A 13975-nucleotide genomic window follows, 5' to 3' on the forward strand; every position below is an offset into this window, starting at 1 on the left:
GGGTGAGGGACCAGGGTCGGATCAGGGTCCTTCCAGGGTCGCGGTGGGTGCCGGGCGGCGCCGGGAGCGGCCACCATGGGGGACATGACGCAAGAGCCGCACGACGAGGTGCCACCGGTTGGTGCCGCCCGCGCCCCCGCCGAGGAGAGCGGCCCGCACGGGGAGGGCCGGCCGCGGATCACCCGTGGCCGGGATCACAAGGTGCTGGCGGGCGTCTGCGACGGGGCGGGCCGCTACTTCGGCATCGACCCGGTGATCTTCCGGATCGTGCTCGCCGTGCTGTCGCTGACCGGCGGCATCGGTCTGATCGTCTACGGCATGGGCTGGCTGGTCATCCCGCAGGAGGGTGAGGAGCAGAGCGAGGCGCACCGGCTGATGTCCGGCCGCATCGAGGGCGCGCCGCTGACCGCGGTGCTGATGACGCTGGTCGGCTGCGGCCTCTACGCCTCGATGCTCGGCAACGGCGCCAACCAGGCCTTCTCGCTCATCCTGCTGTTCGCCACCGCGGGCGCCGTCTACTGGTCGATGCAGCGCCGGCGGGCGCCCGGCGAGACCGCCTCGCCCGTGACGGCCGCGGCCGTGGTCGACGCGCCGCCCGCCGTCCAGGCGCCGCCGGAGCCCGGCGGGTCGCCGTCCTGGTGGCGCGACCCGCTGTCGAAGGACCAGCCCGGCTACCTGTGGGGCCCCGACGACGGGCCCTACGGCGACCTGGACCGGCAGGCGTGGCAGGACAGGAAGAAGGCGGTCAGGCAGGGGCGCGAGCGCAACTGGCCGTTCTCGCTGGCGGTCTTCCTGCTGATGCTGACCGCGCTCGGGGTCGGCACCGGGGTGTCCTGGCCCTACCAGCCGGCCCGCGCCAGCGCGGAGATCGGCCTGGCGGCCGCGCTCGGCGTGCTGGGCACCGCCTTCGTGTTCGCGTCCTTCGCCGGACGGGCCAGGGGCGGCCCGGTCTTCTTCTCGGTGCTGATACTGGCCGGGCTGGTCGGCGCCACCGCGCTGCCCAGGACCGGCCACGGCGTCGGCAGCACCGCCTGGCGGCCGGGCAGCGCCGCCGCCGTGCAGCCGGAGTACGAGCGCGGCACCGGACGCGGCCTGCTCGACCTGACCGCGGTCCCGCTGGGCGGCACCACCGTGCACACCCACCTCAAGGTGGGCGCCGGCCAGGCGGAAGTGCTGCTGCCCCCGGGCGCCACCGTGGTGCTCGACTACGACCTCGGCGTCGGTGAGACCGTGCTGCCGGGAAAGGTGAACGACGGCGTGGACCTCAAGACCGGACAGCACCGCACGGTGACCCTGGAGCCGCCGGCCGGCACCGCGTCGACCGGCACCCTCGACCTGCAGATCGAGGTCGGCGTGGGCCAGGTCAAGGTGGTCCGGTGAGACGGCACCGCTTCGAGCCCGCCGCCCTGGTCATGGGCCTGGTCCTGCTGACCCTGGCGGTCTTCTTCCTGCTGGACGCGGGCGGCGTGTGGGACCTGCGCCCGTCCCGCTCCGGCCCGCTGGCCCTCGGCGGCCTGGCACTGGCCGCCGCGGCCGGCACCGTCACGCAGGGGGCGCGGACCGTACGGGCCCGCCGTGGACGCCGGCGGCCGTAGCGGTCGCGGTACGCGCCCCCGGCACGGCCGCGGGCTCCCGGCGGGCGCGCAGCCGGCGGTCCAGCGAGAGCGTGGGCGCCCCGGCCAGCACCAGCGGCAGCCACGCCATCAGATACGCCAGGTCGTTGCCGTAGTAGTACGGCGTGGTGGACCAGCTCACCGTCAGCCACAGGCTCAGCGAGATCAGCGCCCCGCCGGTCGCCGCCACCCGCCCCAGCAGCCCGACCAGCGTGCCGAGCCCGACCGCCAGCTCCCCCAGCGCGATGGCGTACCCGAAGCCGTGCGGCGCCTTGAGCGCGAGGTCGATCATCCCGGGGATCGCCGCCGAGTCGTGCGACCCGTGCAGGATCTGCACCAGCGACCCGTTGGCGCTGTCGGTGAAGAAGGTGTCGCTGGTCAGCTTGTCGAGCCCGGCGTAGATGAAGGTCACGCCCAGGAAGATCCGCAACGGCAGCAGCGCATGGCGTCTGGCGGCCTCCCGCCAGGTGTCGATCGTCTCGCGCATCGTCTCCCGCCTCTCCCGCCGCGCGCGTCGTGGGGTGGAAGCGGTCTTCCGGTGCGCCGGCGTCAGACAGTCATACGTACACCAGCGCGCTGTGACTCAACACCGGCGGGGGAAACCTGATCCGGCGGCGGGGCGGGCCGCCGGAGCGGCCCGCGGGGGGACTACTCCCACTCGATGGTGCCCGGCGGCTTGCTGGTGATGTCCAGCGTGACCCGGTTGACGTCCTTGACCTCGTTGGTGATGCGGGTGGAGATCCGGGCCAGGGTGTCGTAGGGCAGCCGCGACCAGTCGGCGGTCATCGCGTCCTCGGAGGAGACCGGCCGCAGAACGATGGGGTGGCCGTAGCTGCGGCCGTCGCCCTGCACGCCGACCGAGCGTACGTCGGCGAGCAGCACCACGGGGCACTGCCAGATCTCCCGGTCGAGGCCCGCCGCGGTCAGCTCCTCGCGGGCGATCGCGTCGGCCTCCCGCAGCAGGTCGAGGCGCTCCCTGGTGACCTCGCCGACGATGCGGATGCCCAGGCCGGGGCCGGGGAAGGGCTGCCGCTGGACGATCTCGTCGGGCAGGCCAAGCTCCTGGCCGACCATCCTGACCTCGTCCTTGAAGAGCTTGCGCAGCGGCTCGACCAGCTGGAACTCCAGGTCCTCCGGCAGGCCGCCGACGTTGTGGTGCGACTTGATGTTGGCGGTGCCGGTGCCGCCGCCGGACTCGACCACGTCGGGGTAGAGGGTGCCCTGCACCAGGAACTCCACCGGGTGGTCGCCCGGCGCCTCGGCGACGATCTCGGCCTGCGCCTGCTCGAAGACCCGGATGAACTCCCGGCCGATGATCTTGCGCTTCTGCTCCGGGTCCGACACCCCGGCCAGCGCGGCCAGGAAGCGCTCGGAGGCGTCCACCACCCGCAGCTGCACCCCGGTCGCGGCGACGAAGTCCTTCTCGACCTGCTCGGTCTCGCCCTTGCGCATCAGCCCGTGGTCGACGTAGACGCAGGTCAGCTGGCTGCCGATGGCCCTTTGCACCAGGGCTGCCGCGACCGCGGAGTCGACGCCGCCGGACAGCCCGCAGATGGCCCGGCTGCTGCCGACCCGGGCGCGGATCAGCTCGACCTGCTCCTCCACCACGTTGCTGGTGGTCCAGGTCGGGGTCAGGCCCGCGCCCCGGTAGAGGAAGTGTTCGAGGATCTGCTGGCCGTGCGTGGTGTGCAGCACCTCGGGGTGGTACTGCACGCCGTAGAGCCGCTTCTCGTCGTTCTCGAACGCGGCCACCGGCACGACGTCGGTGGACGCGGTCACGGTGAAGCCCTCGGGCGCCGCCGAGCACGCGTCGCCGTGCGACATCCACACCGACTGCTCGGCCGGGGTGCCCTCGAAGAGCGTGGAGCCGGGCCGCGACACGTCAAGCTCGGTGCGGCCGTACTCGCGCGCCCCGGTGTTGTCGACGGTGCCGCCCAGCGCGGTGGCCATCAGCTGGAAGCCGTAGCACATGCCGAAGACCGGCACCCCGGCCTCGAACAGCGCCGGGTCGAGCGTCGGCGCACCCGGCTCGTAGACCGACGAGGGGCCGCCGGACAGGATGACCGCCTTCGGGCCCTTGGCCAGCATCTCGGCGACCGGCATGGTCGAGGGCACGATCTCGCTGTACACCCGCGCCTCCCGCACCCGGCGGGCGATGAGCTGGGCGTACTGCGCGCCGAAGTCGACGACGAGGACGGTGTCCGTCGCGGCCTCGGTGCTGCGGTCGGGGGCGGCGGGGGTCGCTGGTGCCACGGGCTGCCTTCCGGCGGTTGCTGCGATGGGGTCGGTCCTCCGATTCTACCGTCGCCGCGCCCACCGCCATGACGCCAACCCTTTCGAGGGGGATCACCCAAACGGCACGTGACCGGCCCGCGACCCCTTCGTTGGAGGTGGTGTCCGTGCCAGCCAGGGGCGGTAGCCAACACCACGCGTGGAAATGGACACCGCCCAGACGCAGCTGGGCGGGGTGTGACCGATGCGATGAGGCGGGCCGCAGCGATGCGCCCGCCGTGGGACCTCGCAGCGGTGCAAGTGACCGGACGGCAGGGGACAGCAGCCCGGTCACGACTGAAAAAGAGGCGGTCGGTGCCGGGGACGCCCGGAACCGGCCGCTCTGCGAAGAACGAACCGCGACGCACACATTACAGCTTGTTCAGAGCTAATTGTCAGGCACGGTCCGCGTCGGCGGCACTGCCGGAACCGGCAGCAACGGCAGCCGCAGACCGCCGAAGGCGTCCTCCGGCACCACCGGGGCGGCCGGCCTGACGGCGGCGATCCTGCGGTAAGCCCCGCCCGGTGCGGGCCGCGGGTCCGCCTCGCCCTTGTTCGGCCACAGCGCCATCGCCCGCTCCGCCTGGGCGGTGATGGTCAGGGACGGATTGACACCGGGATTCGCCGAGACGGCCGCACCGTCCACCACGTGGATGCCCGGGTGCCCGAAGAGCCGGTGGTACGGATCGATCACGCCGTGCCCGGCGTCCTCGCCGATCGGGCAGCCGCCCAGGAAGTGCGCGGTCATCGGGCGCTGGGTGGCCTCGCCGATGTTGCTGCCGGCGAAGCCGTTGATCTGCTCGGCGATCAGCCGGGCCGCCCGCGCGCCCTCGGGAATGTGCACCGGGTTGGGCTCGCCGTGGCCCTGCCGCGCGGTCAGCAGGCCCTTGCCCAGGCCTTTGGCCTTGCGGTAGGTGGCCAGCGAGTTGTCGCTGGTCTGCATGACCAGGCCGATGATCGTCCGCTCCGACCAGTGGTAATTCGACAGCGAGCGGAGAGCCACCACCGGGTGCTTGACGTTGTTGCCGAGGAATTCCAGCCAGCGCGGCACCCTGCCCCGGTAGGGCGCCGCGAGCAGCGACAGCGAGCCCATCGAGTTGGACCCGCGGCCGTAGCGGACCGGCTCGATGTGGGTGTGGTCGTTGGGGTGCACCGACGAGGTGATCGCGACGCCCCGGGTGAAGTCCAGCGGCCGGTCCGGGTGCTTCCTGCGGTAGCGGCCCGGCGTGGTCTGGGCGCCGACCAGCGCCTCGGAGTTGGTCCGGGTCAGCTCGCCGAGCCGGGCCGAGATCCCGGGCAGCAGGCCCGCGTCCCGCATCGCGTGCAGCAGCGTCTGGGTGCCGTACGTACCCGCCGCGAGCACCACCTGGCGGGCCCGCAGCACCTGCCGCTCCCCCTTCCTGCGGCGGTCGGTGGGCACGGTCGTGACGCGGTAGCCCCCCTCCGGGTCCTCGGTCAGCCCCACGGCGGTGGTCATCGGGTGAACCACCGCGCCGGCCTGCTGGGCGAGGTGCAGGTAGTTCTCGTTGAGGGTGTTCTTGGCGCCGTGCCGGCAGCCGGTCATGCACTCCCCGCACTCGGTGCAGGCCGTCCTCGCCGGCCCCGCGCCGCCGAAGTACGGGTCGGGGACCTCGGTGCCGGGCGCGGCCTTCGCCTCGCCGTCCGCGTCCTTGCCGTCGCCGAAGAAGACACCGACCGGCGCCAGGTGGAAGGTGTCGCCGACGCCCATCTCCTCGGCGGCGGCCCGCAGATGCACGTCCGAGGGCGTCACCGTGGGGTTGAGCCGTACGCCGAGCATCCGCTGCGCCTGGTCGTAGTACGGCGCCAACTCCTGCTGCCAGTCGGTGATGTGGCCCCACTGCCGGTCCTGGAAGAAGGCGGCGGGCGGCACGTAGAGGGTGTTGGCGTAGTTCAGCGAGCCGCCGCCCACCCCGGCGCCGGCCAGCACCAGCACGTTGCCCAGGACGTGGATGCGCTGGATGCCGTAGAGGCCCAGGGCGGGCGCCCACAGGTAGTTGCGGAAGTCCCAGGAGTTCCTGGGCAGTTCGTCGCGGGCGAAGCGGCGGCCCGCCTCCAGCACGCCGACCCGGTAGCCCTTCTCGGTCAGCCGCAGCGCCGAGACGGCGCCGCCGAAGCCGGAGCCGATGACGACGACGTCGTAGTCGTCTTCCTCTGCCACAAGCGCCTCCTCAGCGCATCCGGAGCGTCTTCATCAGCCGCAGCGAACGGCTCAGGAAGGCCGCGTACGTCTCGTCGTCCATGCCCAGGGAGGGCGCCATCGGCAGCAGCCGCTGGGTGGCGACGGTCTGCGCCTCGGTGTACTTCAGGATCCCCTCGGACCCGTGCCTGCGGCCGAGCCCCGAGTCCTTCATGCCGCCCATCGGGGCGCGGATGCTGCCGTACGCGGCGGCGTAGGCCTCGTTGACGTTCACCGTGCCGGAACGCAGCCGGGCCGCGATCCGGACGCCGCGCCGGGCGTCCCTGGTCCACACGCTGGAATTGAGGCCGTAGTCGGTGGAGTTGGCGCGCTCCACCGCCTCGTCCTCGTCCCGGAAGCGGTAGACGGAGACGACGGGGCCGAAGGTCTCCTCGGTGCACACCGCCATCGGGGCCTCGACGCCGTCCAGGATGGTCGGCTCATAGACGTACGGCCCGATGTCCGGCCGCGCGCGCCCGCCGGCCAGCACCCTGGCGCCCTTCTCCCGCGCCTCGTCCACATGCCGGGTCACCACGTCCAACTGCCGTCGGCCCACCAGCGATCCCATCCCGGCGCCGTACGCCAGCCCGGTGCCGAGCCGCAACGCCCTGGTCTTCTCGGCGAATTTCGCCAGGAAGGCGTCGGCGACCGACTCGTCCACGAGCAACCGCTCGATGGAGATGCACAGTTGGCCCGCCGAGGCGAAGCACGCCCGGACCGCGCCGTCCGCCGCCTTGTCCAGGTCGGCGTCGCGCAGCACCAGCAGCGCGTTCTTGCCGCCCAGCTCCAGACTCGCCCCGACCAGCCGGGCGGCGGCGCGCTGCGCCACCTCGCGGCCGGTGCGGGTCGAGCCGGTGAAGGACACGTAGTCGGCGTGGTCGACCACCGCGGGCCCCACGACCGGCCCGTCCCCGATCACGATCTGCCACACGCCCTCCGGCAGCCCCGCCTCGATCAGCCGCTCCCGCGCCCACAGGGCGGTCAGCGCGGTCTCGGTGTCCGGCTTCGTCACCAGCGCGTTGCCCGCCACCAGGGCGGGCAGCGCGTCGCCCACCGACAGCTCGAAGGGGTAGTTCCACGGGGCGATCTGCCCCACCACCCCGCGGGGCTGTCGCAGTTCGACGGTACGGGTGAGCGCCGGGATCGCGCCCAGGTGGCGTTTCGGGCCCAGATACGACGGCGCCTTGCGCCCGTAGTGCCTGGCCGCCATCGCGACGACCTGCACCTCCTCGTGGGCGTGCAGGCGGGCCTTGCCCGTCTCGACCTGGATGAGGTCGAGGACCTCGCCCTGGCGCTCCAGGACCAGGTCGTGGAACCTCAGCAGCACCGCGGCGCGCTTGCGGACCGGGGTCCTCGCCCATCCGGCCTGGGCCGCACGGGCCCGGCGGAACGCTTCCACGACGTCCTCGGGCGAGGCCTCGGGGAACTCGGCGAGCCGCTCGCCGGTGAGCGGCGTGTGGCTCACGGTCCTGGTCTCCCCCGGCAGCCCGCGCGTCAGCCGCGCGAGCAGTTCCGGCGTGACGACGTCCCCGGGCCCGCGCGCGCCACCCGGCGCCGCCGGGTTCCCGTCCGGGGGTGCGGTCGCTTCTGCCAGCTGCGGGGAATCCGTCATGCGGTTGACGGTACGACGCCGGGCACTGCGTGGCTACCCATGAGTAATCCTTTTCTCCCCCGGCCCACCCATCCCGCCACCGCCCACTGGCACACTTCCCCCGCCCCAGGCCAGCCCGGGGGTAACCCTGGGTAGCCCCGAGGCCCCACGCGGTGCCGTCCGCGCCGGGCGCCCGGCGGGGGCTGCCACTTGCGGTGGCGCTCGCACCGACGCCCCGGCGGGGGGTGAGCGCCACCGCAAGTGGCAACCCCCCGGGGCGCGCGGGGGCCGGGCGGGGCAGGGCTCGGGGGGTCACCCGGGTGGGGTGAAGGTGGCGCGGGCCGTGTCGAACATGGCTCGCGTCTGCTCGACCCGAGTCACCGGCCCGGACACCCACACGTCGTACATCCGCCCACCCTGCATCCAGCACAGGTCGAACGTGCGGCGGGCGCCGGGGACACCCGCGAAGCCGTCGTAGGTGAACTCCCAGAGCGCGGCCTCCTGGCCGTGCTGGGTGGTCCGGGTGATGACGCCGTCACGGTAACCGGCGTAGGGCCCGTTCGGGAGGCGCGCGGCGACGTCCTGCGCGTGCATGACGGCGTACGGGTCGCCGGCGTCGGGGTCCTGGACCCGTTCGCCGAAGCGGAAGCTGTGGTCGGGCGACCAGTAGTAGACCCTCGGGTCCATCTCCTGCCGCACGTACCCCGCCGGGAGCGCGACGGAGAAGCCGCGCTTGTCGGTGACGGTACGGAAGCCGGCCGGCACCGCCGCGGTGGTGGGCGCCGGAGCCGTCGTGGTCGGCGCAGCGGTGGTGGGCGCAGGAGCCGTCGTGGGGGCCGTCGGCGCCACGGTCGGCGGCGGCGCGGCCGCACTGCTGCCCTCGCCCCGGGTGACCACGAGCGCCGCGGTGCCGCCCGCGACGACCGCGATAAGGAGCGCGGCCGCCAGCCCGCCCAGCAGCCGGCGCCGCCGCCCGCGCGGCCTCGGCAGGGCGGCCGGCTCCGGCGCCGGCAACTCCGGCGTGGGCGCGTCGGGTGTCGGCGGCTCGACGCCGGTCTCCGCGTACGCGACCAGGACGGTCTGCACCTCGGCGGCGGCCATCCGGCGGGCCGGGTCCCGGTCCAGCAGGGCCCGGACGACCGGCAGCAGCGGGCCGACCGTGGCCGGCGGCGTGATGTCGGCGATCGCGACGGCGTGCACGATCTCGCCGATCGACTCCCGCTGGAAGGGCGAGTGACCGTCGACGGCCGCGCACAGCAGCGCGCCCAGCGACCACAGGTCGGACTCCGGGCCCGTCGCGTGGCCCGACATGCGTTCGGGGGCGGTGTATTCGGGCGAGCCGACGAAGGAGCCGGTCTCGCTGATCGTGGCGCTGCCCGGGATGCGGGCGATACCGAAGTCGGTGAGGACGACGCGGCCGCTGCTCCGGTCGATCAGGACGTTCGCGGGCTTGACGTCGCGGTGCTGGATGCCGTGCGTGTGCGCGGCGAGCAGCGCGCCCGCGACCGCCGCGCAGACCCTGGCGGCCTCGCGCGGCGCCAACGGGCCGTCCTCGCGCAGGACATCGGCCAGGGAGCGGCCGTCGACCAGCTCCATCACGATCCACGGGCGGCCGTCCTCCTCCACGACGTCGTGCACGACGACGACGTGGGGGTGGCGGATACGGGCGACGCTGCGGGCTTCCCGCAGCGCGCGGTCGTGCTGGCGGCCGGACTCCGGGTGCAACTCCTTGACGGCCACCTGGCGGTGGAGCAGTTCGTCTGTCGCCGCCCAGACGGTGCCCATGCCGCCGCGGCCCACCCGGGCGGTGAGCCGATACCGCCCGGCGACCACATCCCGCGGTGCCGCGGCGCTCCGACCCCCGTCACTCGCCATACCCCCATCATGCCGCACCAATTCCCTCCGGGGGGTGGCTCGTGCCCCTGGGGCCAGTGCCACTCGCGGTGGCCCCTCGCCTGCACCCAGCGCGTGCCGCGCGCGCCTGAGGGGTTGCCACTTGTGGTGGCAGCGCGTCTTTCCCACCGTCGTGGTTGCGCGCGCAGTTCCTCGCGCCCCTCGGGGGGTGCCACTTGCGGTGGCTGCGCTGCTCTCCCACCGCGCGGGCTGAGCGCGCAGTTCCCCGCGCCCCTGGGGAGCTTGCCCTCTGCGCGGAGGGTGGGCGTTTTCAGGGGCGCGGGGAACTGCGCGACAAGCCACAGCGCACCGCAAGTGCGAAGGCCACCGCAAGTGGCAACCACCCAGGGGCCCCGGGGAACCTCCGGTCAGGACATCGCGTAGGTTTCGACGACCTTGTCGAACGCCCGCTGCACAGCGGCCCTTTGGGAGTCGGGGCCGTAGATGAGGATCACGTGGTAGCGGCCGGCGATCTGGATCGCCAGGTTGCGGCCGTACACGGACTGCTGGTTGGCGTCACGCCAGGTGTATTCGCCTTCGGCAGCCTCGTGGCCGTGGACGGTGACGGCCTGGAGGCCGGCCGCCGAGGACCACGACGAGGCGCGGAACTCCGCGAGTTCGGGCTCGACCAGCTGGTAGGCCAGCGGGTCGTCCGTGTCGCCCGACGCCTTGTCACGGCCGGGCACGACCGTCATCGTCAGGTCGCTGCCGGTGTAACGCACCTGGTCCTTGCCGTTCTTGCCGCTGCGCTGCCAGCCCGTGTGGACGGCGACGGTGAAGCCGGCCGGGTCGGTGCGCAGCGCGAAGTCCGTGCCGAGGTCGGGCGGCGGGGCGGCCGGGGGCACGGTGGTGGCCGGGTGGGTGGACGGCTTGGCGGGCGGCGGCTTCGTGGCGCTGTGCCTGGGCGCCGCCGTGGACGACGGTGAGGGCGAGTCGGTCTTCTTGCCGTCCCCGGAGCCCGGCATCTCGGCCGGTACCGTACGGTCCCCGCCGGCGCCGTCCGTGGTGTCGTCGCGGTGCGGCAGCAGCAGGACCACGAAGACCACCAGCGCGACGAGCACCGCCAGGACCAGGACAAGCAGACGGGCGCCGAGCCGGCGCGGTGAGGCGGCGGTGCCGTCGCCGGCCGGGCGGCGGGAGGAGACCACCTGCTCCTGGTGGAAGTGCTCCTGCTGGACCTCGCTGCGCCTGACCCGTTCCCGCTTGGCCTTGGTGACCTTGGCCTGCTTGCCGCGGGCGTGCCTGCGGTGCTGGAGGCCGGTGGGGTCGGACGCCTCCCGGCGCCGGCGCCTGACCAGCTCGCCCTTGCGGCGCTTGACCGGGAGTTTGGCCGGGTCGGTGGGCACCTGGACGGTGTGGGCGCCGATCTCCGGCTCGGGCGCGGAGCGGATCAGCGAGCGCAGCCAGCCGCCCAGCTCCTCGGCCTCCGGCCGCTCCTCGGGGTCGGGCCGCAGCAGCGACTCGACGACCGGGCGCAGCGGCCCGCACTCCTCGGCGAAGGCCGGCGGCTCGGCGCACACCAGCTGCACCAGCTCGGCGGCGTTCTCCTCGGGGTAGGGCGGGTGGCCCTGGACGCTGCGGAAGAGCAGCGAGCCCAGCGCCCAGAGGTCGGCGGGCGGGCCGACGGGCGGGGACAGCTGCCAGTTCTCGTGGACGGGGTGGGCCTGTTCGGGAGCCCAGCGCTCGGTGACGGCGCCGACCACGGTGATGCGGTTCTGCCGGGCCCGTTCCTGTTCGAGCGCGGAGCGCGGGCCGTGCCAGGCGGCCGGGTCCCTGGTGGTCCCCTCCGCCGCGGCCTCCGCGGCCTCGCCGCTGCCGCTCATGGCCGGGACCTGCTCGGGCAGCGGGTCGTAGCCGCACAGGGCTTCCTGCGCGGCACCGGCCGCGAGGCCGCCGAGCATGGCGCGGCCGTCGTCGCAGACCAGTACGGTGCCGGCGGTCACGTTGCGGTGGGTCCAGCCGTTGGCGTGCAGCGCGCGCAGCGCGGTGAGGACGTCGGAGGCGACCTCGGCGGCGCGGTAGGCGTCGATGGGGCGCTCGGCCAGTAACGCGGCGAGCGGGCGACCGGACACCAGTTCGCTCGCGATCCACAGGCTGCCGTCCTCGACGAAGATGTCGAAGACCTGCACCAGCCGCGGGTGGTCGGGTATCGCGGCGGCGGCGCGGGCCGCCTCCAGGGCGCGGCGGGAGCTCTCGTCCATGCCGTCGGGGCCGCCGTCGGCGGACTCCGCGGCCACCACCTCGGGCAACAGCACCTGGCGGACCAGGACTTCCTGGCCGCTGTAGGTGTCGAAGGCGCGCGTCTCCACGAGTTCGTACTCGTCGGCGGGCGGCCTGGGCAGCCGGTAGCGGTCGGCGAGCACCCGCCCTGCGTATTCGTCCACGGTGCCCCCTCCCTGGCCCGGTCGGACTTCGGTGCGGACCGGTCACGTCCGGGCGGTTCCGGATGCGTACAGTCCCTACCCCTTCACGATACGTGCTGCGGCCCGTTCACTCGGCCTGTTCACTTGGCCGGTTCGAACGTGGCGAAGACGACCTCACGGATGTGCCCGTTCGCGTCGCTGTCCCACGCGTCGGCGGGGAAGGTGAACAACAGCGCATAGCCGTGGTGAGCGTCCGTCACCATGCCGCGGTTCTGGACACGCAGTTGCTTACCCCCCGACGTGTACTTGTAGTCCCAGTCAGCGGCGTCGTACGTGCGATAGTCCACGGTCTCGATGCTGAGCTGCTGGTAGTCCTGGAGGTTGGGGCCGACCGACTTGGCGTGGGACCGCCAGTTGCCGACCGCGCTCTTCCCAGGTTTGGGCGTCCAGTCGACCATCAGCCGGCCGCCGTCGGGGCCGCTGAAATACGTGCCCGACCGGTAGTCCGTCCTGTCCGGGAGCCGCTTCCAGGTGTCCGGGATCGCCACGCTGGCGCCGCCGTTGGCCGGGACCCGCTTGAATCCGGCGGGTACGGCGGTGGCGCCGGTGTCGGGCTTCGTGGTGTCCTGGCCGTCGGAGTCGTCCGCCGCGCCGTCGCCGGAGCCGCCGGTGGCGGTCGCGGTCCCGGTGGCGGTGCCCGTGGGGCCGGTGCTGCTCGCACTCGGTGTGGCGGACGGCTTGTGAGCGCCACCACTCTGCTGCGTCGGCGCGGGTGACGCGCCACCGTTCTTGGAGTCGCCGCCCCCGCCACCGGAGTTGGCGATCGCGACGCCTATCACCGTGCCGAGCAGCGCAAGCACCACGGCGACCGCCGCGATGATCAGGGTGCGGCGCGGCACGACGTCGGTGATCGAGGCGCGGGCGGGCGGCGGGGCGTCGGACGGCACGCCGGGTTCCGGTGCGGGCCTGGCCGCCGCGGGTCTCGCGGCGGTCCTGGACTTCGCCGCGGCCTTGCGCACCGACGTCAGCGCCTCGCGCACCCTGAGCTGCTCGGCGGCCGACCGCCGGGCGGCGGGCGGCGCGTCGGTCGGGGTGGGCTGGGGGTCGACGGGCAGCACGGCGGTCGCGGAGTCACCGGCGGGCGCCGGGGGCGCGACCGGGCGCTCCGGGGCGTTCGCGACGCCCTGCAGCAGGGCGCGCGCGCCGCTCTCGTCCAGCCGCTCCTCCGGGTCCTTGGCCAGGAGCCCGGTGATGACCGTGCTGAGCGGCCCGGCGTTGCGCATCGGCCCGACCGGCTCGGTCATCACCGCGGTCAGGGTGGCGATCGCCGACCCCTTGTCGTAGGGCGGCCGGCCCTCGACGGCGGCGAAGAGGAGCGCTCCCAGGGACCACAGGTCGGCCGGCGGGCCGGGCTTCTGACCGCGGGCGCGCTCCGGCGAGATGTACGAGGGCGCGCCGACCAGCATGCCGGTGGAGGTGACCGACGGGTCGCCGTCGATCTGCGCGATGCCGAAGTCGCCGAGCACGATCCGGGAGTTGTTGGCGATCAGCACGTTGGACGGTTTGACGTCGCGGTGCAGGATGCCCTCGCGGTGCGCGGCGGACAGCACGTCGAGGACCACCAGCCCGACCTCGGCCGCCCGTTTGGGGGTCAGCGGGCCGTCCTCGCGGATCGCGTCGGACAGCGACCTGCCCTCGATCAGCTCCATCACGATCCACGGCCGGTCGTCCTCCTTGACGACGTCGTAGACGGTGATGGCGCCGGTGTTGCGGATCCTGGCGGTCGCCTTGGCCTCGCGCAGGGTGCGCGTGACCATGCGGCGCTTCTCCTCCTCGTCCACGTTGCCGGGGAAGCGGAGTTCCTTGACGGCGACGGCACGGCCCAGGGTCTCGTCGACCGCGCGCCAGACCGTACCCATCCCGCCCTTGCCGAGTACGCCGTCGAGGCGGTACCGGTCGGCGAGCACGCGTCCGTCGGTACCTTCGTCCTCGCTCATGGGTTCCCTCTGCAGTCCTGCGGTGTGAACCCCCATCATCCCCGAACGGG

The 13975-nt window shown here is 73.6% G+C and carries 9 protein-coding genes; 2 read left to right on the plus strand and 7 right to left on the minus strand.

The window, feature by feature from the left end; all coding sequences use genetic code 11:
- The first annotated feature begins 84 nt into the window (after positions 1-84).
- Complete coding sequence (locus tag OG702_RS13660) at positions 85-1380, plus strand: PspC domain-containing protein (RefSeq protein WP_327289158.1); 1296 nt, start codon at positions 85-87, stop codon at positions 1378-1380.
- Entirely contained in the window at positions 1377-1595 is a 219-nt protein-coding gene (locus tag OG702_RS13665; RefSeq protein WP_327289159.1) for a hypothetical protein, read from the plus strand. The genes OG702_RS13660 and OG702_RS13665 overlap by 4 nt, the downstream gene beginning before the upstream one ends.
- Here the strand turns inward: OG702_RS13665 and OG702_RS13670 are convergent.
- The 7 genes from OG702_RS13670 to OG702_RS13700 form a co-directional block, all read right to left on the minus strand.
- Complete coding sequence (locus OG702_RS13670) at positions 1543-2100, minus strand: DoxX family protein (protein WP_327289160.1); 558 nt, start codon at positions 2098-2100, stop codon at positions 1543-1545. The genes OG702_RS13665 and OG702_RS13670 overlap by 53 nt on opposite strands.
- 161 nt (positions 2101-2261) lie before the next feature.
- Complete coding sequence (guaA, locus tag OG702_RS13675) at positions 2262-3866, minus strand: glutamine-hydrolyzing GMP synthase (RefSeq protein ID WP_327289161.1); 1605 nt, start codon at positions 3864-3866, stop codon at positions 2262-2264.
- A gap of 406 nt (positions 3867-4272) precedes the next feature.
- Complete coding sequence (locus OG702_RS13680; RefSeq protein WP_327289162.1) at positions 4273-6063, minus strand: GMC family oxidoreductase; 1791 nt, start codon at positions 6061-6063, stop codon at positions 4273-4275.
- A 10-nt stretch (positions 6064-6073) separates the two neighbouring features.
- Positions 6074-7693, minus strand: a complete 1620-nt coding sequence (locus OG702_RS13685) for a succinic semialdehyde dehydrogenase (RefSeq protein ID WP_327289163.1) — start codon at positions 7691-7693, stop codon at positions 6074-6076.
- A 291-nt stretch (positions 7694-7984) separates the two neighbouring features.
- Entirely contained in the window at positions 7985-9547 is a 1563-nt protein-coding gene (locus OG702_RS13690) for a serine/threonine-protein kinase (protein ID WP_327289164.1), read from the minus strand.
- A gap of 386 nt (positions 9548-9933) precedes the next feature.
- Positions 9934-11949, minus strand: a complete 2016-nt coding sequence (locus tag OG702_RS13695) for a protein kinase (protein ID WP_327289165.1) — start codon at positions 11947-11949, stop codon at positions 9934-9936.
- A gap of 119 nt (positions 11950-12068) precedes the next feature.
- The gene (locus tag OG702_RS13700; protein WP_327289166.1) at positions 12069-13925 is read right to left on the minus strand and encodes a serine/threonine-protein kinase; all 1857 of its coding nucleotides are present in this window, start codon (positions 13923-13925) and stop codon (positions 12069-12071) included.
- Positions 13926-13975 lie beyond the last annotated feature (50 nt).

This window comes from Streptomyces sp. NBC_01198 (genome assembly GCF_036010485.1).
In the GTDB taxonomy this organism is placed as follows: Bacteria; Actinomycetota; Actinomycetes; order Streptomycetales; family Streptomycetaceae; genus Actinacidiphila.

Excerpts from the sequence above, each read along its gene's own strand:
- OG702_RS13700 (WP_327289166.1), bottom strand. The coding sequence starts at position 13,925 with ATGAGCGAGGACGAAGGTACCGACGGACGCGTGCTCGCCGACCGGTAC.
- OG702_RS13660 (WP_327289158.1), top strand. The coding sequence starts at position 85 with ATGACGCAAGAGCCGCACGACGAGGTGCCACCGGTTGGTGCCGCCCGC.
- OG702_RS13690 (WP_327289164.1), bottom strand. The coding sequence starts at position 9,547 with ATGGCGAGTGACGGGGGTCGGAGCGCCGCGGCACCGCGGGATGTGGTC.
- OG702_RS13685 (WP_327289163.1), bottom strand. The coding sequence starts at position 7,693 with ATGACGGATTCCCCGCAGCTGGCAGAAGCGACCGCACCCCCGGACGGG.
- OG702_RS13670 (WP_327289160.1), bottom strand. The coding sequence starts at position 2,100 with ATGCGCGAGACGATCGACACCTGGCGGGAGGCCGCCAGACGCCATGCG.